Here is a 25,787-nt window from a genome sequence, read left to right as displayed (position 1 = left end):
ATCATGCGCGCTCCATTGCCGCCTCACCCTTTTCGCAGGACGTGGTGACGCTTAATCGTCTCATGCAACACGTCCCGTAACAGTTCCGGCATGAAGTAACGCTTTCGTTGCTCGGCCAAATACGGCAGGAGCGGTCCGAACGTGAACATGTCGACCGTTGCGATGCGATACGTGCGCGCCGCTTCAATCAGTTTACCGGAAATCGTCCACCGTCCGCCCGTCGACTCGATGTTATGGAGCGTTGGCAGCCCGAGCACGGTCCCGCGAAATCCGAGACCACGGACGTGCATGGAAGTGAACGCCTCTTCATGTACGTCCTCTAAAAAGCGGATGAGCGTCGTCCCGTCGAGCGTCAGCACACACGGGTTGATCGGGTGCGGACAAATCCGATGTAGCATATCGAGCGTCACATCGCCCGGCGGTAACCGGTCGAGCAATACACCGGACGGGATGACGCCAGCCTCGGCATCACACCATTCCGTCAGCCCGTCCGCCAACAGCTCGGCGATTGGAGATGGACCAAACCAATCCGACGCATAACCTGGCGTCACGGCGACGGTCACGTCCAATAATCGTTGCGCTTCTATGTATTCCTGTCGTAGCGTCTGCTCTGTCGGTCCATCGAACGGGCGGTCGGATAGATCGTGTAGGGTAGCCCGCTTCGCTATGACGCGCCCCGAGTCAACCGTCAATGTCACTTCCCCGACGTACTTGCCAAATTTCCCGGCCTGGGCGATTAAGACGCCGTTCTTCACGACACCGTCATCGAGCACGTGGTGCGTATGCGCCCCTAAAATGACGTCGAGTTGCGGGAACGCCGTGGCGAGCCGTTCATCGGCATAGAAACCGAGATGGCTCAACGCGACGATGATATCGCAGTCCGCGAGCAACTCGAGCGAGCGGGCGGTCGCCTCGTGCGGCGACTCGACTTGCCAGCCGAGTTCGGGATATAGCTCCTCATATGGCGCCGTCACCCCGAACAGGCCGATTCGCATACCGGCCCGTTCTAAGACGAGGGTTTCCGTCACCCAATCCGGACGTGTCCCGTCTTGATGGTATACGTTCGAAAGAAGTACCGGGAACGTCGCATCCTCATACAAGGCGTCGAGCCAATCGTGCGGGAACGTGATGCCTTCGTTATTGCCGATCGTCACCGCTGTCGGTTCGATTTCGTTGAGCAGTCGGACGTTGGCACGCCCTTTCGTCACTTCCGTCGCCGGGTTCGTCCGGTCGGCGTGGTCCCCGAGATCAAAGACGAGCGTTTCGGCCTGACGGCGTTCAGTTAGAAACGAGACGAGTTGTGGCCACGTCTGAAATTTTGAGTGTAAATCGTTGTAATGAAACATCGTAATCGTGTCCATGGCCGCTCCTCTCTTTTTAAAACAGACTGATTTGGCTCGGCGCGAGCTCATACTCGGTACCGAGTATCTCAATCAAACGTTTGGCGTTTGGCACAGCATCGCCGGCCGAGTTGTTGTTGAAATAGACGTACACATCGTCCGCAGCCTCATCGACTTTTTTAAGCGCATCCGCCAACTGTTGTAGCTCTTCTTCGCTATAGCGATACAAACAACGGACGTGACGCCATTCCTGGCTCGTCATTCCCGGTTTTCGGAGCCAACCCGCAGTGTTTCGTCCATGCAAACGGACGACAGCGACCGATGGATGGGTCACGACCGGGACGAACGGGATACTGCTCTCTTTCGTCTGCGGCTCGTCGCAAATCGTGTTGATGAACCGTTGCTCGGTCAAGAAGGCGAGCGTCCGGTCCCGGAACGCCTCAGAGAACCAGGTCGGGTTGCGAAACTCGATGGCGACCTCATAGTCGGCGAGCTCTGCGCGAATCGTCCGCAAGTAGTCGAGATGGGGTTTCGAGACGTCGAACCAAGGTGGGAGTTGGACGAGCACCGCCCGTAACTTCCCTGCCTGCTTCAGAGGCTCGACCGAGGTCCGGTATCGCTCGAAGACTTCCTTCAGTGGAAGTTTCGGTTCTCGGTCATGCCCGCTCATTTCCCTGGAAACTTTGACGACGAATTGGAACGTATCCGGTGTCTCATGGTTCCATTTCTCATAGTTTTTGACCGGTTGGATCGCATAGAACGAGGAGTCGACTTCCACGGTCGGAAAGTGCCCCGCATATGTCGATAGTTTATGTTTTCGCTCTTCCGGGTTCGTGTAGAGGAGATCGTGGTCTCCCCACCCGGTCACACCGACATAAATCATCTTGTCTCCCTCCTTCTCTTATTGTTCGAACGTGGCGACTTGCTTTCGTCTCGTCCAATTCAGTGTCCCGCCGAACGTGATGAGTAGCAAGACGAGTCCCATGATGAATGGATAACGCATATCGATGTCGAATGCGATTCCAGCGAGCGTCGGGCCGACGATGTTCCCGATACTCATATAGGCGTTGTTCATCCCCATCGCAAATCCTTGTTCTTTATCGGCCATCTTCGACACGAGCGTGTTGAGCACCGGACGGAGGATAGATGTCGACAAGAAGATGATGAGCGTAACAGCGAAAAAGATGGCATAAGATCCCGCGAATAGCGAGAACAAGAAGCCGAGCGCCGCGAGCAAGATGAAGATGAGCACGACTTTGATTTCCCCGAACAACGACACGAGCCGATCGACGGCGAACAGTTGCACGATGACGCTGACGATACCCGTCCCCGTGATCATGACCGCAATCTGTTGCGGTGTCGCGCTGAACGTCTCGCTCACGAACAAGCCGAGCACGGATTCATAGGCCATGAGCCCGAACGCCATGACCAAGTTGATGACGAGGACGAAGAAATAAGGTTTCCTCGTTGAAGAGATCAGCTGGCGCGGCAGCGATTCGGTGTCGGACGTGACTGGTACGATTTCTCGGTCCGGTTCTTTCAATAGAATGATGGACGAGATGACGGCGACGAATGAGACGATTGCCGACAAGAGCAGCGGCGCTTTCAATCCGAACTCGGCAAAGAAGCCGCCGATTCCTGGTCCGATGACAATCCCGAGCGACATTGCCGCGGAAATATAACTGTTCCCTTTCGCCCGTTGCTTGAGCGTTGTGATATCCGCGACGTAGGCAAAGATGGCCGGGATGAGAAGTGCTGCCCCGACACCCCCGATTGCCCGAGAAATAAGTAAAACGGTCAAGTTATCAGATAAGTAAAAGACACCCATCGAAATCGTGAAGCCGATCAATCCGGCGATAATCATCGGACGCCGGCCGTACACATCGGCCCACTTCCCGGCTACCGGCGACATGAGCAGCTGCGCACCGGCAAAGACGGAAATCATCAGCCCGGCGGCCGTCCCGCCTTCGCCGATCATCTTCAAATAGTCAGGGATAATCGGAATGATGATTCCGAAACCTGCGACGGCGATGAACATGTTGAGCATGAGAATCGCCAATTGTTTATTTTGTTTTTTAGTCAACGTGTGTCACTTCCTTTTCACCTATTCATTTTACTTGTTCAGGATTGGAATGAGCAAACGATAAGACAGCAAAAACCCATCCTTGACCAGAGGATGGGTTCGACTCAATTATGAGATGCGTGATTGGACGAGTCGCTCACGCGATTGTCGTTTCGGAAGAAACAACGTGATTACGTAGACGATTAACGTCGGAACTGCCCAGGCGAGCCCGATCTCAGCCATTGGCAAGTTCGTGATCCAAGCCGTCACAGCTGACGGCTGTAAACCATGCGCCGTCTCGAAAAGCGAGAGCACGAGCGCCGTGTATACGGTCGCTTTCATTGCAACATGAGGATTGCGTTGGATGCGCTCTGTGATGGATACGAGGACGAGCGCGATCATGACCGGATACAAGAGTGTAAGAAGCGGTACTGCGATTTGAATCAATGTTCCGAGTCCGACGAGCGAGATCAAGTAACCGAAGAGCGTCGTCGCGATAACGACTTGATAGTACTTGAGTGACTCGAACGTGTTGCTGATGAAGCGCGAGAACTCAGAGATGAGTCCGACGGCCGTCGTCAAACAAGCGAGGAAGACGGCTGCACCGAGCACGAGCATCCCAACTTGACCGAATGAAGAGCCAGCAAACGTTTGAAGCAATGTCGCACCGTCTGTCGCCCCTGTGACGCCTGCCATATTCGCACCGATTGAACCGAGTGAGATATAGACGAGCATCAAGCACGTGACGGCAAGAATCCCTGACGTCTTAAGAAGCGATGACGCCTCTTTTTGGTCAGACATCCCGTTCGCTTTAAGCGTGACAAGAACGATTGCCCCGAAGACGAGAGCGCCGAAGACGTCCATCGTCAAGTAGCCTTGTTTGAAGCCTTCACCGAGCGCTCCAACCCACGTCTCGTATCCTGCTGCCGGTGCTGACGGTGTCCCGAGTGGAGCCACGAGGTTCGTGATTCCGATGGCCGCAAGCAAGAGCAGGAGGATCGGCGTGATGATACGACCGATGATTTCAATCAACTTCTGAGCGCGGAGCGTCAAGAAGAAGGTCAATCCGAAGAAGACAGTTGAGCTGAGGGCGAGCGTGAGCGTCGATGGTGCACTAAGGAACGGCGCAAGTCCCATCTCATACGTGACGGCTGCCGTCCGTGGAATCCCGAAGAACGGTCCGATTGCCACGTACATTAGTCCCGTCAAAAGGAGCGCCAGACGCTTCGGAATGTACCGAGCGATTTGATCCGAGCCTCCACCGACTCGCGCAACCGCGAACAGTGCCAGAAGCGGGAGGCCGACGCCAGTAATGACGAAGCCAATCATGGCTGGGACGAGGTTCTCGCCCGCCATCGCACCTAGCATCGGTGGGAACAGTAAGTTCCCGGCCCCGAAGAATAACGCGAAAATCGTAAACGCTAACGGGAATAATGTCGATTTTTTCATACAACTACCTCCACATACATTGTAATACCTTCCGTGTAAACATTCGTGCTAAATGACTAAATTTTCTGACAAATAAGTGCTTGGTCTATTTCATTATACACACTTTACTTTTTTTGACCACCCTATCCGTAAAAAAGATGTTTATTTTTTGGGAAAGTGGATTTTTCATCACAAAAAGCTCCCTCGTTTGATAGAGAGAGCCCAATTGTCAAGCCGATTTATTGGAATTTGTTGCACAATTGGTCAATAACGGATATCAAATTTACGATGACCTGCTTCCATCACTTCGGTCTCATCGATCCGTTCGACCCCGACGAAACGATTTCCATCTCGGAGTGCCTGTTTGAACGATTCATACTGGTTTTTCTCCGCCTCCGCATGAATCTCGACTGTCCCGTCACTCAAGTTGCGGACCCAACCCTTCACTTTATAGGCAAGCGCCGTCGATTGGGTAAAGTAACGGAACCCGACACCTTGGACGCGCCCGGATACGATGAGACGTTTCGCAATCGTCATATAAGTTCTCCTCCTTTTATTCAAGCATTCAGGTTTAATCGCAAGTGAGATAGGAAACAATATATAAGTAAAATAATGGAACAGGAGTGATTCGGTGAATGTACTAATTAACAGCGTGACCACATTTTCAGATTGGCTTTGGGGTGTCCCCATCATCTCATTGCTCGTCCTATCTGGTATCTTCTTAACGATTAAACTAGGCTTTTTCCAATTTCGATACCCGTTGTACATAGTGAAGCAAACGTTCGGCAGTGTCTTTAAAAAACCGAAAGGAGAAGGCGACATCAGCCCAAGGCAGGCGCTTACGTCCGCATTGTCCTCTACAGTCGGTGCCGCGAACATCATCGGTGTGCCTGCAGCGATCATGTTCGGGGGACCGGGTGCCATCTTCTGGATGTGGGTCATCGCCATCGTCGGCATGGCCATCAAATTCTCCGAGAGCGTGCTCGCCGTCCGGTATCGTGAGAAGAACGAAGCCGGTGAGTTCGTCGGCGGACCCGTCTATTACATGGCGAAAGGGTTGAAGATGAAGTGGCTCGCCTCTTGGTTCGCGTTCGCGCTCATGATTGAACTCATCCCGAGCATCATGGTGCAAGGAAACGCCGTCAGTTCAGCCGTGCGCGAGACGTTTGATGGGAATACGCTCATCACCGGCCTCGTCGTCGCCGCCCTTGTCGGTGTCATCGTCTTCGGTGGTTTGAAACGAATTGCAAAAGTGACAGAAGTCGTTGTACCTGTCATGGCACTCGTCTACGTCGGTGCCGGACTCATCATCGTCTTGATGAACATCAGTCAAATCCCTGAAGTGGTCGGACTCATCTTCTCGTATGCGTTCCAACCGATGGCCGCACTCGGTGGCTTCGCCGGGGCCGCTGTCGCCGAGACGATTCGTTGGGGCTTCGCCCGTGGTCTCTACTCGAACGAAGCCGGGCTCGGTACGGCGCCGATCGCTCACGCCGCCGCGCAAACCGACCATCCGGTACGTCAAGGGTTCTGGGCCGTCATCGGAATCGTCATCGACACGCTCATCATCTGTAGCACGACGGCGTTCGTCGTCTTGTCGTCCGGTGTCTGGACACGTGACGGGGCCATGAGTGACCCGGCCGCCTTGACGACGATCGCGTTCCGTGAATATTTCGGCTATACAGGTGGACTGCTCGTCACCATCTCACTCATCTTCTTCGTCTTATCGACGATTATCGTCATCATCTTTTACGGCTCACGCCAAGCCGAGTATTTATTCGGATTGAAGGCAGGTTTCTTCATGAAGATCGTCTACATCGCATCCATCGTCATCGGTGCGATCGGTGGAGCCCAAGTGATTTGGAACTTCCTCGATTTAATGCTCGCAATGATCCTCATCCCGAACATGATTGCCGTCTTGCTCTTGAGCGGTGAAGTGAAGCGACTGACGACCGAGTTCTTCACGTCAGAGAAATACTATAAGAAAGACGTCGCCGAAGAGAACGCGTCGTAACAAAAGGCCCGATTGCCAAGCAATCGGGCCTTTCTTATTCCACGTTCGCGATGGCGCGTTGAATCCGTCCCACCGAAGCATTGAATTGTTGTTGCTCGTCCTCCGTCAAATCAATCTCAATGATTTGACGAATCCCAGTCCGGTCGATTAAGGCCGGTACCCCGATGTGGAGTCCGGATGCCCCGTATTCGCCGTCAAGATGCGCTCCGATTGTCACAACCGAATTCTCATTTCGGATGACGGCCCGAACGATACGAAGGAGACCAAGCCCTATCGCATAATAGGCCGCACTCTTATATTCGATAATTTGATTGGCGGCGTCGCGGACGCGTTGATAAATGTCGTCCAAGTCCGCTTGGCTATACTGGTCATTCTCTGCTAAGAGTTGGGCAATCGACTTCCCATAAATCCGTGCATTGTCCCATGCAACGAAGCCCCCGGCGCCGTGTTCGCCCATATAATAGACGTGGCAGTTGCGTGGGGACAAGTCGAAGTACTCGCCGACCTTGTAGCGAAGCCGCGCCGTGTCGAGGACGGTCCCTGAGCCGATGACCCGGCGTTTCGGTAAACCGGACGCTTTCCAGGCGACGTGCGCCATGACGTTTACCGGGTTCGTCGCGACGACGAGAATGCCATCAAATCCGCTCGCCATCACTTGATTTGTGACGTCTCGGACGACCGTCGCGTTTTGTTCCGCGAGGTCCATTTGCGTTTGTCCGAGCTTCTGAGCGGCACCGGCCGTGATCACGACCATGTCTGCATCCCGACAGTCTGAATAGTCCCCTGCCCAAATCCGGACCGGGCTCGGGGCGAACGAGATGCCGTGGTTCAGGTCCATCGCCTCCCCTTCGGCCTTGGCGTGATTGGAGTCGATTAAGACGAGTTCCTCACAGAGTGCTGCCGTAGACAGTTGGTAAGCGAAACTAATACCGACCCAGCCAGCGCCGACGACGGCGATGCGGGTGATGTCTTTTGGATCAATCGTTTCCATATATAAACCCTCCTCTATCGTTACAGGCGTGGATCTACCGGTTCAGCTTCCATCGCCAATGTGGCCAACACACATTCATGATACCGTTCAAGCGATTCGCGGTGCACAAAGCGCTTAATGCTTTCCATTCCGAGTGCAAACTCTCGCAATGCCAACTTTTGCTTTTTCGAGACGTTGCGTTTCTTCAATCGTTTCAAGTTATCAGGTTCTAAGTAATCCATTCCATAGATGATGGATAAATACTTCCGTCCACGTACTTTAATTGCAGGTTGAATCAGTTTCCCGTCTACCTTCGTCATGAACCGCTCTGGCTTGATGACGATTCCTTCATGACCGTCTTCCGTCATCGTTTTCCACCACTCGATTACATCGTTTGCGCTATCTGTATCTTCAATTATTTTATAATCGGTTGCTAGAAATAAGTCATCCATCTCCGCTAACTTTTGATTCATACTCATATGCCATTCATGTGACTGATTGAAAAAGGTTTCTTCGCTATGGGCTAAGACATGAAACGGTGCAATTTGAATCGAATCGATTTCTTTAACATCCCAACAATACGTTTGGAACGCCTGCTTGAACGTCTCCGCTTGTTCCAGTTTTTGATTGACTTCAGTGAACCAGTCCTGAATACCTTCCACATGGTCGACAGCGGATTCAAGCGTTTGTTGCAATTGCTTCCGATCAAGTAACGCCTGTTCCGCCACATGCGCGTACTGATTCCGAATTAACTCTCTTGCTTTCAAGTTCCAAGGCAAAATTTCAGCATCGAGTAAAACAAAGTCAGTCTGATACGTTGTGAAGTAGTCATGTGTTGTTAACGATTGATGAAGTCGCGAGACAATCTCGTGTTCTTGTTCACGTTCAAAAAACTTTCTACCAGAACGAGTATAAATGATTCCTTTCGTTCGACGACCAATCGCCTTCTCTGCAGCATCCTCATTTTTAAATAGTAGAAGAATGGCGCGACTCCCCATATGTTTCTTTTCGGCGATTAATCGTGTGATGCCATGTTCTCGATAATAGGCAATCGCTTCATTCGGGTGCTCGAGATAGTCTTCCTCTTCAGACGGCTTTGGTGTCGGGCTCATCGTTGGTGGAATGTAGACGAGCTCTTCAAGGGGGACCGTATGATGTGAGACGAGATCAATCGATGGGAGTGCCGTTTCTTTCGATACACGAATCTCACCGAACGCTTCCGTGTCAACCGTATAACCATTCATAAGCTTCCCGATATTTGGCGGGTCTAATCGTTTCGCTTCTAGCGTCACGAGCGGGTTGTCGTCTACTTGCGCGTAGTCTTGCTTCGCCTCGACTTGAACAATTGTTTGTTCCGGATAACGGAACGCCGTTAACCGTCCTCCGAAGACAACCCCTTGGTCAATGTTAATGGTGTGATTGAGGCGTAGCGGTCGCGGTCGTGGGTCATGGCCCCAAATGATTAACATCTTCGATTTGTGTTGCACCGTCCAATCTTTTCGGATTGGCTTACCCGCCTCATCAAATCCTTCATTGTCGCCATATCGACAAAAATCACTAATGTCCCGTGAAGTCTTCCCGATGAACTCGTCCCGGATTCCCGCATGCACACAGACCGCTGTCGGAATATCCTGTTTTGTCAAAACATAGTGCGAGGGAGCATGCTTTAACAACCGTTTCATTGAAGATTTTAATGTTTCCGTCGCGTCAGACCCTTTCTGCTTCTCATACATTTGAAGTTCCTCGACAAACAGCTCATCTCCATGCTTCATCGTCACGTTTCGCCCTTCAAGCCAACGAAACACTTTCCAGCCGTGATTGCTATCAATCATGTGTGCGATGCCAGCTTCGACATGACGAATGAAGAACTCGATCGTCTCAAGTGACTTTGGTCCACGGCTCATAATATCACCGAGAGATAAGAAAACTCGTCCCTCTGGATGCACGTATAACCCCTCATCGTTTAGGCGATAACCTAATCGTTCCAACAGCTCAAGAAATTCATCGAAACATCCGTGAATGTCCCCTATCACATCGATTCCGCGCTCCGAAGAAAGATGCAGCGGATTCATATTTTCACGCTCGACGTTCACTTGACTCACGTCTGAAATGACGTGAATTTGATTGAATCCTTCCCGCTTGATGGTCCTTTTTTCACGATTGAACACTTGAACTTGTTGTTTGACGCGTCGTCCCCCACGAGGAAAGTCGCGCAATCGATCTCGCTCCAACAAAATTGGTTGCGCGATATCCAAAACGAGCGCATAGATCGGCTGATGGAGGCGATGGGCCAGTTCGATATATTTTTTTCGATCTGACGCATACAGATGTGTCGCATCGATGATTGTTAATTTGTTAAGCCGCGCTCTCGCTTCGATGAGCAAGGTCATAAGAGCGAACGCCTCTGTCGAGATATCTTGGTACGTCTCAAAGAGCGAATCGGCTTCGTCCGGGGGATGACCTTTCCAATCGATATGTTCGACATCTCCTACGAGCTTGCGATAATCATCAGAACTAACGACTTCGCTCGGACGAATGATTTCAATTTCAATTAATTGATTGAGCCATGTCGACTTTCCACTATTTGATGGGCCAATCAATAAGACAATTCCTGCATAAGGGAGTTGAATGTGCATTACAACACCTGCTTTCTCGTAAATTCGGCGAGTTGCGTTGGCTCTCCGAATGTCGGATGGCTGTCCCCAATCCCACTGAATGTACATGTGTAGCCGAATCGTTCGGCCTGCGTCTCAAAAAAAGATATAAACTCAGATCTTGTCCATTCGAAGCGATGATCCGGATGACGATACGACGAGTCGAGCCCATACACCTCGTTATACTCACGATTTGGTGTCGTCACGAAAAGAGTCTTCGGTCGATAAAGATTCAATAGTGTCGTCATCATCTTAGGGATTCGGTCTTCATCGATATGTTCGATGACCTCACAAAGAATCATCACGTCTGCGCCACGTAACTGATCATCGACATAAAAGAGCGAACCAAACATCGAGAGTGGCGGCTTGAAGCTCGGGTCTTCGGCATTTTTCTCATAACGTTTTAAAGCTTTGAGACGTTCCCGCTCAGACGGTTCAACGGCATAAATGGTATCGATTCCTGGAACGAACCCGAGTCGGCTAGCCAGTTTTCCTTCCCCAGCGCCCATATCAACCACGATGCGCCGCTCGGTCAAGGAACGGACTTTTTCAATGATTGTCTCATAGCGCATATCGTTCAACCGCTGACGATCGACTTTTGGTGCTTGTGTTGTCGCTTCTTCCTCGACAAGACGATACACTTCTTTAAAGCGCAAGGCTTGTTTTAAAATGAACGAACGTTGTGGATGATCATCCAACCATCCTTCTCCGTAGCGCTTCAGTTTTTCAACTTCTTTTTCGTCGATATAATAATGCTTATAGTTGTCCATGACAGGAATCAACACATAAAGTTGTCGCAACGCGGCTTGAAGCGTCGTCAACCCAGAAAGTCGTAGCATCCGGGCGGACCGCCTTTTTGTTTTGTCTAACTCGTAGCCTGATTCGCTATAGATGAAATCGACTTGATAGCCTAGCGGTTCGAACAACCCACGAATCGCCTCATCACTTAACGCACTTGCAATCGGACCGACAGAAAGATCCATTGAAAATGGATGATCTACCCATTCTGTATATTCCGGTTTCGGTTTCCCGTTTAGTGCCGTACCAAGGGCAGTTCGTAGTAACGAACAAAAAATACTACTCACGGCGAACTCTCGGTCATTTATGTACGAAGTGATGTCATATTGCCCAGCATTATTACGGGAAAGCTCAATCGGGTCAGGCGTCACAAAAAATGTGACGTCCACATGCTCAGCCTCAAAGCGATTAAAGAACATACGGACAAGATGACCGTTTTCATTGCGTTCATATAAGTTATTTGGATTTTTTGCGAGTAAATAGGATAATACGTCTACGTGTTTGCCTTTGGCTTGAATGGAAAGTTGCACAGTGTCACCTGACTTTCTTCGAACTTATTCGCTCAATTTTATTTAAATATACCATATTTTTGAATTCGAACGTGCTCGTCATTTTCTTATAAGTTCTAGTACTTCCGACTTTGTTAACTGCTCTGTGATTTCGACTCTTCCACCACCTAAGTCTTCATACACTCGTCTCATCTTCCTCCGGTTCAAAGATGCCCGTATCTCGAACGTAGCCAAATATACAAATGATCTCACCTTCCATTACAAAAGGTATCTTTAGTTGTCTCAAGATATGATGAAATTCATCTGTTACATCATGAATCTCTGGTTCAATGATATACCCACAAGCTTCTTTGACGATAGGTAGAATCCGCATCCATTCGATTGAAGCGGTAGGATAAGGAAAGCCATCATCCCAATCACTTGATTGATAAGCCGTCTTCGATAAAAACTTAGGAGAAGGTGTGTTCTCTAATACGTATTTGATTTGATAAGGAACATTGAATAAGAGTGTATTAGCTACCGCTCGTCTCAGTTCCTCCCACTTTGTCTTGTTCATCACTGAAGTCAATTGCCGCTTTTCAATTTCATGTAGCCGTTTTTGTCGATCCATCCCGATTCATCCCTTCTCACATATGATCTCTAATCGCTTGATGGCCCGCAACACGTCTTCTCGATTATGTTTTTGCTTCATCCACTTGGGAAAACGACTCTCGACACTGCTGTTCTCCCCGTCGCTCGTCCGAATGTCCGCTTCCACGTACGCTCTCATATACGCGAGATGGTCTCGGTTGTACGCCCAAAGAATGTGACCACAGCAATTTGTCTGCAAATAAAGCGGTAACTGAAAGAAAGGGTCGAACGCGCCGCCACCCGTTCGATAAACTCCTTCCGTATACACACGCCCATATCCGCAAGCGAGACAACTGAGGCGTAACGATTCCTTCATCACAATGTCTGCACGCTGCTCACATTGCGGACACCGCACACGAATGTCATACATGAATGCCACTAACGTTTTGGACTCTAACTGAAATCGCTTCATATGACAGCCCTCCTTATTTGATTATACAAAAAAACCAGCGAAGGTTACCTTCGCTGGTTGCATGAATGGATTATCCAATCGAACCTTCCATCTCGAACTTGATGAGACGGTTCATTTCGACGGCATATTCCATCGGCAATTCTTTCGTGAACGGCTCGATGAAGCCCATGACGATCATTTCTGTCGCTTCTTCTTCTGAGATCCCACGGCTCATAAGGTAGAAGAGTTGCTCTTCTGACACTTTTGAGACTTTCGCTTCGTGCTCGAGTGATACCTGGTCGTTCAAGATCTCGTTGTACGGGATCGTGTCTGACGTCGACTGGTTGTCCATGATGAGCGTGTCACACTCGATGTTCGAGCGGGCACCTTTCGCTTTACGTCCGAAGTGGACGATACCGCGATACGATACTTTTCCGCCTTGTTTCGAGATCGACTTCGAGACGATGGACGATGACGTGTTCGGTGCGAGGTGAATCATCTTCGCGCCGGCATCTTGGTGTTGCCCTTTACCGCCGAGGGCGATCGAGAGCGTCATCCCGCGTGAACCTTCACCTTTTAGGATGACGGCCGGGTATTTCATCGTCAATTTCGAACCGATGTTGCCATCGATCCATTCCATTGACGCGCCCGCTTCACAGATGGCACGCTTCGTGACCAAGTTGTAGACGTTGTTCGCCCAGTTTTGGATTGTCGTGTAGCGGCAGTAAGCGTCTTTGTTGACGAAGATCTCAACGACCGCCGAGTGAAGTGAGTTCGTCGTGTAGACCGGTGCTGTACATCCTTCGACGTAATGAACCGATGCGCCTTCGTCGACGATGATGAGCGTCCGCTCGAACTGCCCCATGTTTTCCGAGTTGATGCGGAAATACGCTTGGAGCGGTTGCTCGAGTTTCACGCCTTTTGGTACGTAGATGAACGAGCCACCAGACCAGACGGCCGAGTTGAGCGCGGCGAACTTGTTGTCCGTCGGCGGAATCAACTTGCCGAAGTACTCACGGAAAAGTGCTTCGTCTTCTTTGAGCGCCGTGTCTGTATCTTTAAAGATGACACCTTTCGCTTCAAAGTCTTCTTGCATGCTGTGGTAGACGACCTCTGACTCGTATTGAGCCGAGACACCTGCCAAATATTTTTGCTCTGCTTCTGGAATCCCGAGCTTATCAAACGTCGTCTTGATTTCTTCCGGTACCTCGTCCCACGAACGTTCCGTCTTCTCAGACGGTTTGACGTAGTACGTGATCTCATCGAAATCAAGTGCAGACAAGTCGCCGCCCCATGTCGGCATCGGCATCTTGCGGAACTGCTCGAGTGATTTCAAACGGAACTCGAGCATCCAAGCCGGTTCTTCTTTCATGTTCGAGATCGTCTCTACGATTTCGTTCGTCAAGCCGCGGCCTGAACGGAAAATCGAGATGTCTCGGTCATGGAAGCCATATTTATAATCGCCAATGTCAGGCATGTTTTTTGCCATATCGGTCTCCTCCTTCTACTTACGCTTCCTCGTCGACTCCCTTTTCAAGCGCTTTCCACGCGAGCGTGGCGCACTTGATGCGAGCCGGAAACTTTGAGACGCCAGACAACGCTTCAATGTCGCCTAGGTCGAACGTTTCTGTATCATAGTCTTTCCCTTGGACCATCTGTGAAAAGATGTCTGCCAATTGAAGTGCCTCGTCTACAGATTTCCCCTTCACGATTTGAGTCATCATCGACGCGGAGGCGAGACTGATTGAGCAGCCTTCCCCTTCGAACTTGGCGTCTTTCACGATTCCGTCTTCGACTTGAAGCTGGAGCCGGAGTGAATCCCCACATGTCGGGTTGTTCAAGTCCACCGTCACGCCATCTTCGATGACGCCACGGTTCCTTGGGTTTTTATAGTGATCCATGATGACCTGTCGGTACAACATGTCAAGATTGTTAAAACTCATAGTTGAAATACTCCTTCGTTTGACGAAGTCCTTCAATGAAACGGTCGACTTCTTCTTTCGTGTTGTACAAGTAGAAGCTCGCCCGGGCCGTCGAGGATTGCTTTAAAAGGCGCATGAGCGGCTGGGCACAGTGGTGACCGGCCCGGACCGCGATCCCTTGCATATCGAGGACGGTCGCGAGGTCGTGAGCGTGCACGTCACCTAGGTTGAACGTGACGAGCCCGACCCGTTCCTCCGGTCCGTAAATCTCGATGCCTTCAATCGTCTTCATCTGCTCAATCGCGTACGATGCGAGCGCCCGCTCGTGTGCCTCGATGTTCTCGAGACCGAGGTCTTCTAAGAAGTCGATGGCAGCGGCGAGCCCGACGGCACCGGCGATAATCGGTGTACCCGCCTCGAAACGGTACGGAATGTCTTTCCACGTCGACTCATATAAATCGACGTAATCGATCATCTCGCCGCCGAACTCGACCGGCTCCATCTGTTTAAGGAGCGCTTTCTTACCATATAAGACGCCAATCCCGGTCGGACCGAGCATCTTATGGCCTGAGAAGGCGAGGAAGTCACAGTCGAGCGCCTGCACGTCAAGCTTCCGGTGTGGTGCGCTCTGTGCCGCATCGACGACCATGACCGCACCTTTCTCGTGGGCGAGCTTCGCGACGTCCGCGATTGGGTTAATCGTCCCGAGCACGTTCGAGACGTGGCTCATCGCGACGATCTTCGTCCGGTCCGATAAAACGGCACGAACCGCGTCGAGCGTCACCCGACCGTCCGGCGTCAATTCGACGTAACGGAGCGTCGCCCCTTTCCGTTTGGCGAGCTGTTGCCACGGAATGAGGTTCGCGTGATGCTCCATCGGAGTGAGGACGATCTCGTCCCCTTCGCCGACGTTCGCGTCACCGTAGCTCGACGCGACGAGGTTAATCGCCGTCGTCGTCCCACGCGTAAAGATAATCTCTTCGACGACGTTCGCGTTGATGAACGAGCGGACGCGTTCGCGTGCCCCTTCATATGCGTCCGTCGCCTGTGTCCCGAGCGTATGGACGCCACGGTGCACGTTCGAATGGTTGCGCTTGTAGTACTCCTCGATCGCCTCGATGACAGCCAGCGGTTTTTGCGAGCTTGCCGCACTGTCGAGATAGACGAGCGGGTGACCGTTGATTTCCTGATTTAAAATCGGGAATTGGTTACGAATCGAGGCATCAATCATGTTAGCGCACTTTCCCTTCGATGACTTCACGGAGACGGTCTTTGACCGACTCGATTGCGAGTTGCTCAACGACCGGGTTCAAGAAGCCGTGAATGATTAAGCGTTCCGCTTCTTGACGTGAAAGTCCACGACTCATCAAGTAATAAAGTTGAATGTCGTCGACACGACCGACTGACGCGGCGTGACCGGCCATGACATCATCTTCATCGATGAGAAGGATCGGGTTCGCATCGCCGCGTGCCTTTTCAGAGAGCATCAAGACGCGCTCCGTTTGGACACCGTTCGACTTCGAGGCCCCGTGGTGAATCATCGACGTTCCGCTGAAGATGGCTGTCGCCGAATCTTTTTGGACGCCGTGAATCAAGATGAATCCTTCTGACGACTTACCGAAATGGTCCGTCCGGATGTTGAAGTTTTGTTTCTGTGCGCCACGACCGATCGTGACAGCTTTCGTATCCGAGAACGTGTTGTCGCCGACGAGGTGTGTCTTCGTCTCCACGACCGAGTTCCCATCGTTCATGTGACCGAGGGCCCACTCGAGACGAGCGTTCTCGTACACGACACCGCGACGGTTCATGAACGTTAGCGCTGACTCAGCGAGTTGATCGACGCCACCGAAGACGACTTTCGCATTCGCCGCAGCGAACACTTCCGTCACGGCGTTGACCGTGTGCGGCTCGTTCGTGTTCGAAAGGAAGCTCTCGATGAACGTCACTTCACTGCCTTCATCTGCCACGACGATTGTGTGGTGATAGAGGGCACCGTTCGCTTGTTCCATCGTGAAGATGGCTTGAAGCGGGTCTTTCACTTGTACGTTTTTCGGGACGTATAAGAATGCGCCGCCGTTCGTCAAGGCCGCGTTCAAAGCTGACAAGCGCTCTTCGTCGACACGGACGCCTTCGGTCATGAAATATTTCTCGACGAGGTCCGGATGTTGGTCCATCGCCTCTTTGATTCCCATGAACAAGACGCCTTCTGGCACTTGGAGTTCGTTATAGACGACATGACCGTTGCGTTCAACGAGCACGTTCGTACGATGGTCTCCTAACAGTGCCTCGATTTCAGGCGTGAGGCCGTCGAGCTTCGCGAGCTCCACGTCGCCGCTTGTGAAATCCCATTTCTCAATTTTAATCTTTTCAACTTTCGGCAAAGCGAGAGTCGGCGCGAGTTCTGCTGCTTCTTTACGACGGTTGACCATCCAAGCAGGTCCTCCGAGCGCCTCTGCACGTGCCGACAATGCTTGCGCATCCAATTCAAATTGTACGGTCATCGTACAGCCTCCTTACGCTTCTGTGTCTACTGTCATTCCGAGATCTTGTTTAACCCAGTCGTAACCTTCTGCCTCGAGTCGCTGTGCGAGCTCTTTGCCGCCAGACATAACGATTTTCCCATCCATCATGATGTGGACGAAGTCTGGCTCGATGTAGTTGAGGAGACGCTGATAGTGCGTGATGATTAAGCAGCCGAACTCTTCTGAACGCATCTCGTTGACGCCCGTTGCGACGACTTTGAGTGCATCGATATCAAGACCTGAGTCAATCTCGTCAAGAATCGCGATGTTCGGTTTGATCATCATCATTTGAAGAATTTCGTTACGTTTCTTTTCTCCACCTGAGAAACCTTCGTTCAAATAGCGGTGCGCCATTTCTGAAGGGATTTCGAGAACGTCCATCTTCGCGTCGAGTTCACGGATGAACTTCATGAGCGAGATTTCTTGACCTTCTTCACGACGCGAGTTGATCGCTGAACGCAAGAAGTCTGCATTTGTGACACCGCTGATTTCAGCAGGGTACTGCATGGCGAGGAACATACCCGCCTGTGCACGCTCGTCGACTTCCATCTCGAGCACGTCTTCGCCGTTCAAATCGACGCTTCCGCCTGTTACTTCATACAATGGGTGGCCCATAAGTGCAGATGCGAGTGTTGATTTACCCGTTCCGTTTGGACCCATGATGGCGTGAATCTCGCCACCTTTAATTTCAAGATTAAGACCTTTGACAATCTCTTTTCCTTCGATTGAGACGCGGAGGTCATCAATTTTCATGTGTGGTACGTTAGACATTCGGATACCCCTTCCGTTTTTCTCGCCATTTGTGGCGTAGATTAGATATATTCTAATCTTAATCTAGGCAATTTTTTATTTCAAGCGACTCACCTTATTCTTCATTCTCAATAAAAACATAAATATTGAGAATGGGAATATTGAGAAATCAAGATATTATCCAACTTTTTCCTCGATGAGCGCCAATGTTGCTTTCCGCTCCGTGAACGCCCCCATAAAGAAGAACGCCCCGCACGCCGTGACAACGGCCAAACTCCCAAATACAGGCAAGGCCGCATTGTTAAATCCATCGAGCAACAGTCCGCCGATAATCGGCCCGACCGATTGCCCGAGCGCTGTCAGTCCCATCGCCCCAAAATACGTCCCCCGTAAATGTTCCGGCGCCAGTTCGTCGGTCAAGACGTCCGTCATCGTGAACATGAGCACTTCCCCGACCGTGAAGATGACCATGGCGACGAAGAGCACCCATACTTCCGAAGCGAAGCCGATGAGAAGGAGACCGATCGACAGCGTCGCCACCCCGAAGAAGAGCGATTTGATTGGCGAGACGCGAATGCCGAACCGCATAATCGGATACTGCACGATGAGCACCGTGATCGCATTCACCGTCAACAAGTACGCGAACAGCCGCGAGCCGTCGCTGAACCCGTCATGGAACGCGATGAACTGCGGTAGCGTCGAGTTGAATTGACTGTAACCGATGATGGCGAAAATCATCCCGATGATGACGTAACGGAACGTCTTGTCCGCCCGTAGCACCCGGAACGTCTCCGTCAGCCTTGGTCGTGCTTTCGTCGCATCACTCTCTTCAAACGGATACTTCCGGAACAGCGACGTGATGATGAGGCCATAGAGGACGTACACAGCGGTCACGATGAAGAACGCGCTCTTCGCCCCGGTGAGCGACAAGACGACCGCAAGCAGCGGACCGATCGCCGCGGCGATGTTGATTAAGAAATAGCGGACGTTATAGACGATGACACGTTGCTCGGGCTTCGTCGTATCGCTGATGAGCGCGCGAGACGCCGGCTCTAAAAAGGAACGGGACACGCCCATGAGCACGGAAAATATGTAAAACCAAACGAGTTCCGTCGCGAGCGCGAAACCGGTGAACGTGAGCGCATTCAAGCCGATGCCGATCAGCATGAGCTGCTTCCGTCCGTGACGGTCCGAGAGCGTCCCTCCAAAGAAACTCATGAACAGCCCGGAGATGGCCGAGACGGCGAACACCGTCCCGATGACGCTCGCCGAGAAACCGAGCGTCGCGAGATAAATCGCAAAAAATGGCATGACGAAAAAAGTCGACAGCCGGGCAAAGAACGTACCGAACAAGACGCCTAGCGTCAGCGGATGAATCTGTCTCATGTTCATCCGAATCCCCCCTTTTCCTACATATAAATAGTGTACTTCTCTTTGTGAAAGAACACCACGCCAAACAAAAAAGGCCCGGGATATCCCGAGCCTCGCGTGATTATTGGTTAACCGGTACGACGGCACCTTTGTATTCCTCTAAGATCCACTGTTGTGTCTCTTCTGACGTGAGGACTTCAAGGAGTGCTTTGACGCGCTCGTCATTCTCGTCGCCTTCACGTGTGACGATCAAGTTGACGTACGGTGAATCTTCGCCTTCGAGTGCGATGGCGTCTTCGAGCGGGTTGAGACCGGCGTCGATTGCGTAGTTCGTGTTGATGAGAACGGCGTCGCCTTCCCCGTTGTTGTACGCTTGCGGAAGAAGAGCCGCTTCAACGTTCGTCTTGAACGTCAAGTTTTTCGGGTTGTCGACGATATCAGCGACTGTCGCGTCGACCGTCTTGCCTTCAGCGAGCGTGAGCAAGCCTTCTGATTGGAGCATCGTGAGGATACGGCCATGGTCTGCGACCGACGAGCTCATGATGATTTCAGCGCCATCTGGAAGCTCATCGAGTGAGGCGTAGTCTTGTGAGTAGACACCGATCGGCTCGATGTGGACGCCACCGGCTGATGCGAATTTATAATCTTTGTTTTCAGCCATTTGTGACTCGAGGTATGGCTCGTGTTGGAAGTAGTTCGCGTCAAGCTCTCCGTCCGCAAGTGTACGGTTCGGGAGGACGTAGTCTTGGAACTTCGTGATTTCAAGCTTGTAGCCTTTTGCTTCGTATTCATCTTTCACATGCTCCAAAATCTCTGCGTGTGGCACGTTCGATGCGCCGATGACGAGCGTCTTGTCATCGCCACCTGCGCCTGATTCTGAATCCCCGCCGCCGCAAGCCGCGAGAATTGTGAGTGCTGATGCTGCCGTTAAACCGAGTACTGTTTTCCATGATTTCATGTGTGAACCCTCCAAATGTTTTTTATTTGATTAAGCAGAGCGCTTATCGATTCTTGTGACAAGTCGGTCTCCGATGAACTGAATCACGAAGACGATGACTAAGATGAGGACGGTCGCGACGAACGTCACGTCGTTCCGCGAACGCTGGAACCCGTCAAGAAACGCCAAGTTACCGAGACCACCGCCACCGACGACGCCCGCCATCGCCGTATAACCGACGATTGCGACGAGTGTGACCGTGATCCCGGACACGATGGCCGGAAGTGCCTCTGGGAACAATACTTTATAAATGATTTGCCATTTCGTCGCACCCATCGATTCGGCCGCCTCGATGACACCGCGGTCAATCTCACGAAGCGCGAGCTCGACCATCCGTGCATAGAACGGGGCCGCCCCGATGATGAGTGCCGGGAGCGCCGCCGTCGAACCGAGGATCGTGCCGACGACGATTTTCGTGAACGGAATGAGCAAAATGATTAAAATAATGAACGGAATCGAACGGAACACGTTGACGAACGCGCTGACGACCGTATAAATAGAACGATTTTTCATCATGAGCGGTTCGTTTGTCACATACAGGATCATCCCGAGTGCGAGACCGAAGGCGAACGTCGCGCCACCGGCGACGAGCGTCATATAAATCGTCTGCCACGTCTCTTCGAGCATAATCTCCCAGTCTACGTTAGGAAACATCGTTCTCCACCTCCACTTCCACTGCCTGCGATCGGATTGAGGCGATGGCCCGCTCGACTTCAGCCGGCTCTCCGATCAGTTGAATAAATAGCGTCCCGAGCGCGCCGACTTGTGACTGCGTCACGTTCCCGCCGATGATGTTGAAGCCGATATCATGCGTCTTCAAGACGTCTGAGAGAATCGGCTGTTCGGCCGTCTCGTTCAAGAACTTGAGCTTGACGATTTGACCACTCGGATAGCGCGCCTTCAAATGCTCGAACGTGAGCGACATGTCGTCGACCGCGCCGATCTGTTTGACGAACTCTTTTGTGATCGGTTGTTCCGGATGTTGGAACACGTCGGCGACTTGCCCGATCTCGACGACTTTCCCTGCTTCCATGACCGCGACGCGATGACAAATCTTTTGGATGACATGCATCTCGTGCGTGATGAGCACAATCGTCAAGCCGAGCTTTTTATTGATGTCGACGAGTAACTCGAGAATCGAGTCGGTCGTCTTCGGGTCGAGCGCGCTCGTCGCTTCATCGCAGAGGAGCACTTCTGGATTCGTAGCGAGCGCACGGGCAATCCCGACTCGCTGCTTTTGACCACCCGATAGTTGTGATGGGTAACTGTCTTCACGTCCGGCGAGCCCGACAAGTTCGACGAGTTCGGTGACGCGGCGTTTCCGCTCGCTTGCCGGTACCCCGATAAGTTCGAGCGGGAAGCTGATGTTTTCAGCGACCGTGCGCGACCAGAGTAGATTGAAGTGTTGGAACACCATTGAGACGTTTTTGCGAACCCCTCGTAACTCTTTTGGACTAAGCTTCGTCAATTCACTCCCGGCCACCTCGATCGTGCCGCTCGAAGGTGACTCGAGCCGGTTAAGGAGTCGAATGAGTGTCGACTTCCCTGCCCCTGAATATCCGATAATTCCAAAAATTTCGCCGCTTTCGATTGTAAGCGACACATCATCGACCGCCTGGACTCGACCGTTTTTCGTGTCGAACCATTTGGCCACATTGCGTAGTTGAATCAATCCCTTTCCCTCCTGACAACAAAAAAAGTACGCACGTTTGAGCAAACGTGCGTACTTTATCGGTACGGACAACGATTGCTCTCATCCTCCAAGGTATACACCTTGCTGGAATTAGCACCATTTCGGATTGCTCCGCGGTTGCTGGGCGTCATAGGGCCAGTCCCTCAGCCTCTCTTGATAAGAGTGTTGTATATTCGATTAGCCTTATCATAGCGACATATTATTTTCATGTCAAACTATTTTATGCGAAAAAATAAAAAAAGGTGCCGTCCGAAGACGACACAGAACGTAGCACCTTGAGTCACAGGAAGGACAACCCATAGATGAACCCCTTTTGCCCGATCAGAGCATTCATCCTTAATATGGGGGATGTTACTCGTCAATCACCCAATCCTGACATGTACCGAACGGCTACGCGGTCTGTATTCCTTCGCTTGATTTTTTTGGGGGACAATCGAAGGGAAGGTCCACTTCAAAATCGCGTAAGCGGGTGGTTCGGCGATGCCTGAACGTCTTGATTGCGAGTAAATCGCGTCCTATTTTTGTGTTCAAGTAAGATGTTGTAATGAATATACCATTCGTGAACTTTCTGTGTCAACTGATTATTTAAAATTTTCAGATTATTCTAATGTTCCTCCGTCACTTGACGAAGGAAAGCACGTGTTGCACGTTTTGGAACGCATAGATTCGATCGGTCACTTGGCCATTTTCAAGCTTCAGGAGCGCCGGGACGCTCATCACTTGATACGCTTCCAGCTCGTTTGGGATGAAGTTCGCATCGCGTTTTTCAATCTTTAAATTAGGATCGACCGCCTCGACGACCGTGAGCATCCGCTCGGCCACGGCGCATGTACCACACATTGGGGCGTATATATATAACAATCCGTCTGTCACCATATTTCTCACCTCTCTCCTGATTATAAGAAGCTTCGTCCCGACATTCAAAAGTTGTGCTCGATTTGAAAAAATTCTGAATACTTCCATTTTTCTGGTTGACGTGCGTCCGAAAGAGGCATAGTATGGTCAATAACTTTAATGCTTTTGTACATAACAGTAAAAGAGAAGGATAGGTGAAGAAGACATGACGGAAGAACGACTTACCGGAAAACAGTTCTTGATGAACGTATTGAACGGACTCAGCCTTGCCATTTTGATCGCCCTCATTCCGAGCGCATTGCTCGGTGAATTGACGAAAGCCATCTTGCCGTATTTTCCGTCGCTCCAGTTCATCTTAGACGCGACGACGATCGCGATGCGCCTCCTCCCGGTCATTATCGGGGTCGCCGTCGCCATGCAGTTCGGCCGCACGGCACTCGAGGCCGGGACGATCGGCATCGCGACACACGTCGGGAGCGGTGCCATCCGCATCGAGGAAGGTACCTTCCTCATGGCCGGCATCGGTGACGTCATCACGGCCGGTGTGACGGCGGCCCTCGCGACGTATCTCGTCATGCAACTGTCACCACGCTTAAAGACGTACACGGTACTCGTTTTGCCGATGACGGTCATCGTCGTCGCCGGAGGCATCGGCGCGTTCCTGCTCACGTATATCTCACAGATCACGACGTACGTCGGGACGATCATCATGACGATGACGGAACTACAACCGGTCGTCATGGGCATCTTGATCGCGATGGCGTTCTCGCTCATCATCGTCTCGCCGATTTCGACGGTCGGGATCGCCACGGCGATCAGCCTATCGGGCGTCGCGGCCGGGGCGGCCAATCTCGGTGTCGTCGCCGCCGGTTTCGGGCTCGCGATCGCCGGGTGGCAGATGAACGCGACCGGCACGTCAATCGCCCACTTCCTCGGTTCACCGAAGATTCAGATGGCGAACTTCATCCGTCGTCCGATCATGATGCTCCCCGTGCTCGCGAACGCGGCCATTCTCGGTGCGCTCGCCGGTATCCTTCGAATCGAAGGCACGCCGATCAGTGCCGGATTCGGTGTCTCGGGGCTCATCGGACCGATCAATGCGCTTCATTTGATGCCGGGCGGTTTCGCGCTCTTCAACGTCATGCTCGTCATCGTCTTGTTCGGTCTCATCCCGATCGCGCTCGGTGTCTTCTTCTTCAAACTGTTCAACCGGACCCCGCTCATCCGTCCGGAACATTATCGTCTCGACTTCGAATGAAAAAAACCCGGCTTCTCGTGAAGAGAAACCGGGTTTTGTTTAGCCTTGAATCATCGCTTCGTATTCTTCGGCTGTCATGAGCTTGTCAACGTCTGACGCGTCGTTCAACTCGACTTCAATCATCCAAGCGCCTTCGAACGGTGCTTCGTTCACGAGTTCTGGCGAATCCGCGAGCGACTCGTTGACCGCTGTGATTTTACCAGAGACCGGTGCGTAAAGCTCCGACACCGTCTTGACCGATTCGACCGAACCGAACGGCTCATCAATTAGAATCGTGCCCCCGACTTCAGGAAGTTCGACAAAGACGATATCCCCGAGTTCGCTCTGTGCGAAGTCCGTGATCCCGATGCGGGCCACGCTCCCGTTCACTTCAACCCATTCGTGTTCTTTTGAATAACGTAAATTGGCAGGTACTTTGCTCATCCTAACTTCCCCCTCAAATAAATTAGACTCACACGTGTATTATAGCACTTCGCCCCAAACGTCTGTAAACGACTTTTCCGAAAATCCGACCGTCGTTTTTTCCCCGTCCGTCACAATCGGACGCTTCAAAAGCATACCATTGCTTGCGAGGAGCTCGAGTTGTTCGTCTTCTGATAAGTTCGGCAACTGATCTTTGATGCCTTCGTTACGATACACTTGGCCGCTCGTATTGAAAAACTTTTTGAGCGGTAGCCCGGACTGCTTCCACAGCTCGGCCAACTCGTCTTTCGACGGTGTCGCCTCGACGATATGGACGTATGTATAGGCCACGTCGTTCTCTTTCAACCATTTCTCTGCTTTCTTGCATGTGCTGCACGGTGGATAGCCGTATAGTGTCACCATTGTTCATCACCTCTTCTGTTAATGTAGCATATCTCGTTTCTTGACTTCACGTCCGAAGCAACCGGTCAATTTCCCGCTTCAGCGTCGCATTGACCGGGTGACGTTCTTCGATATATGCGAGGATGTAGGCGGCCGCCTCGACGGAACGTCCATATCCGAGCACCGCTCGCTCGAGGAACGCGATCATCTCAGGATGTTGAACTTCCACGCGCCGGGTCGGATTGAACGGGTCACTCATCTCCCCGTGTGCCTTCAAGACGTTATTCACGGCCGACACTTGAATGAGCTCGAATCCTGCGAGCCGTTCCCCTCGCCGCTCGCGAAGCAGGCCAACATACAGGTTCGTCAGCGCCTCTTCATAGCAATGTGAGACATCCGTCGCCGGTGTGACGATTTTCGGCGTCGCGAACGCCTCGAGCGCCTCATCCCGTTGCCAAACGATGCGTCCCGGGGTGTAGGCGATCGCAGGCATCTCAGGCAAGTCGAATACAGCGAACTCGGCGTAAATCCCGTCCGCATACATGACTTTGTGCCCGTCTTTCGTGTTTTGGAACTGATAGGCCAACGGTGCGACTTCTAACCAATCCAAATTGTCGATGAAACGACCCTTCTGTCCGTCCTCGACGATCAAAAAGAAATCAAGGTCCGAGTACTCATCGAGCCGGTCCGTCTCAAGGCCGATTGAGCCGAGCGCGAGCAGCATGAGCGTCCCGTCATATTCGGCGACCGCGCGCCCGATTTCTTCCATCCGTTCCAACAAGTCATTTCGTCTCATGAACATCCCTCCTGACCTCATTG

General features: G+C 51.8%; 25 protein-coding genes and 1 riboswitch. Of the genes, 2 read left to right on the top strand and 23 right to left on the bottom strand.

The window, feature by feature from the left end:
* Positions 1-23 precede the first annotated feature (23 nt).
* The 5 genes from KB235_RS06505 to KB235_RS06485 all read right to left on the bottom strand — a co-directional run bounded on the left by KB235_RS06505 (position 24) and on the right by KB235_RS06485 (position 5,367).
* Positions 24-1,361, bottom strand: coding sequence for a bifunctional metallophosphatase/5'-nucleotidase (locus KB235_RS06505; protein WP_211780794.1), 1,338 nt, complete (start codon positions 1,359-1,361; stop codon positions 24-26).
* 16 nt (positions 1,362-1,377) lie between these two features.
* Positions 1,378-2,223 (bottom strand): DUF72 domain-containing protein, encoded by an 846-nt coding sequence (locus tag KB235_RS06500; protein ID WP_034817252.1) that lies wholly within the window; start codon positions 2,221-2,223, stop codon positions 1,378-1,380.
* An 18-nt stretch (positions 2,224-2,241) separates the two neighbouring features.
* Positions 2,242-3,423: an MFS transporter gene (locus tag KB235_RS06495; protein ID WP_034804121.1), complete on the bottom strand. Its 1,182-nt coding sequence runs from the start codon at positions 3,421-3,423 to the stop codon at positions 2,242-2,244.
* 108 nt (positions 3,424-3,531) lie between these two features.
* Positions 3,532-4,851, bottom strand: a complete 1,320-nt coding sequence (gene brnQ, locus KB235_RS06490; RefSeq protein WP_211780793.1) for a branched-chain amino acid transport system II carrier protein — start codon at positions 4,849-4,851, stop codon at positions 3,532-3,534.
* Positions 4,852-5,094: 243 nt separating this feature from the next.
* Positions 5,095-5,367, bottom strand: a complete 273-nt coding sequence (locus KB235_RS06485) for an acylphosphatase (protein ID WP_211780792.1) — start codon at positions 5,365-5,367, stop codon at positions 5,095-5,097.
* A gap of 94 nt (positions 5,368-5,461) precedes the next feature.
* On the opposite strand from KB235_RS06485, the gene KB235_RS06480 reads away from it, so the two are divergent.
* Positions 5,462-6,844 (top strand): alanine/glycine:cation symporter family protein, encoded by a 1,383-nt coding sequence (locus tag KB235_RS06480; RefSeq protein WP_211780791.1) that lies wholly within the window; start codon positions 5,462-5,464, stop codon positions 6,842-6,844.
* 34 nt (positions 6,845-6,878) lie between these two features.
* On the opposite strand, the gene KB235_RS06475 is transcribed toward KB235_RS06480, so the two are convergent.
* The 15 genes from KB235_RS06475 to KB235_RS06405 form a co-directional block, all read right to left on the bottom strand.
* Entirely contained in the window at positions 6,879-7,835 is a 957-nt protein-coding gene (locus tag KB235_RS06475) for an L-lactate dehydrogenase (protein ID WP_211780790.1), read from the bottom strand.
* Positions 7,836-7,855: 20 nt separating this feature from the next.
* On the bottom strand, positions 7,856-10,450 hold the full coding sequence (locus KB235_RS06470) for a polynucleotide kinase-phosphatase (RefSeq protein WP_211780789.1): 2,595 nt from the start codon (positions 10,448-10,450) through the stop codon (positions 7,856-7,858).
* Positions 10,450-11,796, bottom strand: a complete 1,347-nt coding sequence (locus tag KB235_RS06465; protein WP_211780788.1) for a 3' terminal RNA ribose 2'-O-methyltransferase Hen1 — start codon at positions 11,794-11,796, stop codon at positions 10,450-10,452. Before KB235_RS06465 ends, KB235_RS06470 begins: the two co-directional genes overlap by 1 nt.
* A gap of 154 nt (positions 11,797-11,950) precedes the next feature.
* Positions 11,951-12,385: a DUF6678 family protein gene (locus tag KB235_RS06460; RefSeq protein ID WP_211780787.1), complete on the bottom strand. Its 435-nt coding sequence runs from the start codon at positions 12,383-12,385 to the stop codon at positions 11,951-11,953.
* Between the two features lie 6 nt (positions 12,386-12,391).
* Complete coding sequence (locus tag KB235_RS06455; protein WP_211780786.1) at positions 12,392-12,817, bottom strand: hypothetical protein; 426 nt, start codon at positions 12,815-12,817, stop codon at positions 12,392-12,394.
* Positions 12,818-12,887: 70 nt separating this feature from the next.
* The gene (gene sufB / locus KB235_RS06450) at positions 12,888-14,285 is read right to left on the bottom strand and encodes a Fe-S cluster assembly protein SufB (RefSeq protein ID WP_034807070.1); all 1,398 of its coding nucleotides are present in this window, start codon (positions 14,283-14,285) and stop codon (positions 12,888-12,890) included.
* A 19-nt stretch (positions 14,286-14,304) separates the two neighbouring features.
* Complete coding sequence (sufU, locus tag KB235_RS06445) at positions 14,305-14,739, bottom strand: Fe-S cluster assembly sulfur transfer protein SufU (RefSeq protein WP_034817241.1); 435 nt, start codon at positions 14,737-14,739, stop codon at positions 14,305-14,307.
* On the bottom strand, positions 14,729-15,949 hold the full coding sequence (locus KB235_RS06440; protein WP_211780785.1) for a cysteine desulfurase: 1,221 nt from the start codon (positions 15,947-15,949) through the stop codon (positions 14,729-14,731). The genes sufU and KB235_RS06440 overlap by 11 nt, the downstream gene beginning before the upstream one ends.
* 1 nt (position 15,950) lies before the next feature.
* Positions 15,951-17,219, bottom strand: a complete 1,269-nt coding sequence (gene sufD / locus KB235_RS06435; protein ID WP_034817238.1) for a Fe-S cluster assembly protein SufD — start codon at positions 17,217-17,219, stop codon at positions 15,951-15,953.
* A 12-nt stretch (positions 17,220-17,231) separates the two neighbouring features.
* On the bottom strand, positions 17,232-17,993 hold the full coding sequence (gene sufC, locus KB235_RS06430) for a Fe-S cluster assembly ATPase SufC (protein WP_152545883.1): 762 nt from the start codon (positions 17,991-17,993) through the stop codon (positions 17,232-17,234).
* 174 nt (positions 17,994-18,167) lie between these two features.
* The gene (locus tag KB235_RS06425; RefSeq protein WP_211780784.1) at positions 18,168-19,382 is read right to left on the bottom strand and encodes an MDR family MFS transporter; all 1,215 of its coding nucleotides are present in this window, start codon (positions 19,380-19,382) and stop codon (positions 18,168-18,170) included.
* 100 nt (positions 19,383-19,482) lie between these two features.
* Entirely contained in the window at positions 19,483-20,319 is an 837-nt protein-coding gene (locus tag KB235_RS06420; protein ID WP_034817233.1) for a MetQ/NlpA family ABC transporter substrate-binding protein, read from the bottom strand.
* Positions 20,320-20,349: 30 nt separating this feature from the next.
* The gene (locus KB235_RS06415) at positions 20,350-21,012 is read right to left on the bottom strand and encodes a methionine ABC transporter permease (protein ID WP_034817232.1); all 663 of its coding nucleotides are present in this window, start codon (positions 21,010-21,012) and stop codon (positions 20,350-20,352) included.
* Positions 21,002-22,030 carry a methionine ABC transporter ATP-binding protein gene (locus KB235_RS06410; RefSeq protein WP_211780783.1) on the bottom strand — a complete coding sequence of 343 codons (1,029 nt, stop codon included), beginning with the start codon at positions 22,028-22,030 and terminating at the stop codon, positions 21,002-21,004. Before KB235_RS06410 ends, KB235_RS06415 begins: the two co-directional genes overlap by 11 nt.
* Positions 22,031-22,108: 78 nt before the next feature.
* A riboswitch (SAM riboswitch) is annotated at positions 22,109-22,214 on the bottom strand.
* Between the two features lie 455 nt (positions 22,215-22,669).
* The gene (locus tag KB235_RS06405; protein ID WP_034807055.1) at positions 22,670-22,927 is read right to left on the bottom strand and encodes a thioredoxin family protein; all 258 of its coding nucleotides are present in this window, start codon (positions 22,925-22,927) and stop codon (positions 22,670-22,672) included.
* A gap of 184 nt (positions 22,928-23,111) precedes the next feature.
* Here KB235_RS06405 and KB235_RS06400 point away from each other — a divergent pair, with 184 nt between their 5' ends.
* Complete coding sequence (locus KB235_RS06400; RefSeq protein WP_211780782.1) at positions 23,112-24,164, top strand: PTS sugar transporter subunit IIC; 1,053 nt, start codon at positions 23,112-23,114, stop codon at positions 24,162-24,164.
* 39 nt (positions 24,165-24,203) lie between these two features.
* Here KB235_RS06400 and gcvH read toward each other — a convergent pair whose 3' ends face one another.
* Genes gcvH through KB235_RS06385 form a run of 3 tightly spaced genes read right to left on the bottom strand, consistent with a single transcriptional unit; the run spans position 24,204 to position 25,764 of the window.
* Positions 24,204-24,587, bottom strand: a complete 384-nt coding sequence (gene gcvH, locus KB235_RS06395; protein WP_034817224.1) for a glycine cleavage system protein GcvH — start codon at positions 24,585-24,587, stop codon at positions 24,204-24,206.
* Between the two features lie 39 nt (positions 24,588-24,626).
* Positions 24,627-24,989: an arsenate reductase family protein gene (locus KB235_RS06390; protein ID WP_211780781.1), complete on the bottom strand. Its 363-nt coding sequence runs from the start codon at positions 24,987-24,989 to the stop codon at positions 24,627-24,629.
* 46 nt (positions 24,990-25,035) lie between these two features.
* On the bottom strand, positions 25,036-25,764 hold the full coding sequence (locus KB235_RS06385) for a hypothetical protein (protein ID WP_246514379.1): 729 nt from the start codon (positions 25,762-25,764) through the stop codon (positions 25,036-25,038).
* Positions 25,765-25,787: the final 23 nt, after the last annotated feature.

The organism is Exiguobacterium alkaliphilum (assembly GCF_018138125.1).
GTDB lineage: Bacteria > Bacillota > Bacilli > Exiguobacteriales > Exiguobacteriaceae > Exiguobacterium > Exiguobacterium alkaliphilum.
This window is presented reverse-complemented; position numbering and strand designations above follow the sequence as displayed.

What these genes read in the sequence shown, in the direction of transcription:
- KB235_RS06505 (WP_211780794.1), bottom strand. Translation starts at nt 1,361, where the DNA reads ATGGACACGATTACGATGTTTCATTACAACGATTTACACTCAAAATTT.
- KB235_RS06500 (WP_034817252.1), bottom strand. Translation starts at nt 2,223, where the DNA reads ATGATTTATGTCGGTGTGACCGGGTGGGGAGACCACGATCTCCTCTAC.
- brnQ (WP_211780793.1), bottom strand. Translation starts at nt 4,851, where the DNA reads ATGAAAAAATCGACATTATTCCCGTTAGCGTTTACGATTTTCGCGTTA.
- KB235_RS06485 (WP_211780792.1), bottom strand. Translation starts at nt 5,367, where the DNA reads ATGACGATTGCGAAACGTCTCATCGTATCCGGGCGCGTCCAAGGTGTC.
- KB235_RS06475 (WP_211780790.1), bottom strand. Translation starts at nt 7,835, where the DNA reads ATGGAAACGATTGATCCAAAAGACATCACCCGCATCGCCGTCGTCGGC.
- KB235_RS06470 (WP_211780789.1), bottom strand. Translation starts at nt 10,450, where the DNA reads ATGCACATTCAACTCCCTTATGCAGGAATTGTCTTATTGATTGGCCCA.
- KB235_RS06460 (WP_211780787.1), bottom strand. Translation starts at nt 12,385, where the DNA reads ATGGATCGACAAAAACGGCTACATGAAATTGAAAAGCGGCAATTGACT.
- KB235_RS06455 (WP_211780786.1), bottom strand. Translation starts at nt 12,817, where the DNA reads ATGAAGCGATTTCAGTTAGAGTCCAAAACGTTAGTGGCATTCATGTAT.
- sufB (WP_034807070.1), bottom strand. Translation starts at nt 14,285, where the DNA reads ATGGCAAAAAACATGCCTGACATTGGCGATTATAAATATGGCTTCCAT.
- sufU (WP_034817241.1), bottom strand. Translation starts at nt 14,739, where the DNA reads ATGAGTTTTAACAATCTTGACATGTTGTACCGACAGGTCATCATGGAT.
- KB235_RS06440 (WP_211780785.1), bottom strand. Translation starts at nt 15,949, where the DNA reads ATGATTGATGCCTCGATTCGTAACCAATTCCCGATTTTAAATCAGGAA.
- sufD (WP_034817238.1), bottom strand. Translation starts at nt 17,219, where the DNA reads ATGACCGTACAATTTGAATTGGATGCGCAAGCATTGTCGGCACGTGCA.
- sufC (WP_152545883.1), bottom strand. Translation starts at nt 17,993, where the DNA reads ATGAAAATTGATGACCTCCGCGTCTCAATCGAAGGAAAAGAGATTGTC.
- KB235_RS06425 (WP_211780784.1), bottom strand. Translation starts at nt 19,382, where the DNA reads ATGAACATGAGACAGATTCATCCGCTGACGCTAGGCGTCTTGTTCGGT.
- KB235_RS06420 (WP_034817233.1), bottom strand. Translation starts at nt 20,319, where the DNA reads ATGAAATCATGGAAAACAGTACTCGGTTTAACGGCAGCATCAGCACTC.
- KB235_RS06415 (WP_034817232.1), bottom strand. Translation starts at nt 21,012, where the DNA reads ATGTTTCCTAACGTAGACTGGGAGATTATGCTCGAAGAGACGTGGCAG.
- KB235_RS06405 (WP_034807055.1), bottom strand. Translation starts at nt 22,927, where the DNA reads ATGGTGACAGACGGATTGTTATATATATACGCCCCAATGTGTGGTACA.
- KB235_RS06400 (WP_211780782.1), top strand. Translation starts at nt 23,112, where the DNA reads ATGACGGAAGAACGACTTACCGGAAAACAGTTCTTGATGAACGTATTG.
- gcvH (WP_034817224.1), bottom strand. Translation starts at nt 24,587, where the DNA reads ATGAGCAAAGTACCTGCCAATTTACGTTATTCAAAAGAACACGAATGG.
- KB235_RS06390 (WP_211780781.1), bottom strand. Translation starts at nt 24,989, where the DNA reads ATGGTGACACTATACGGCTATCCACCGTGCAGCACATGCAAGAAAGCA.
- KB235_RS06385 (WP_246514379.1), bottom strand. Translation starts at nt 25,764, where the DNA reads ATGAGACGAAATGACTTGTTGGAACGGATGGAAGAAATCGGGCGCGCG.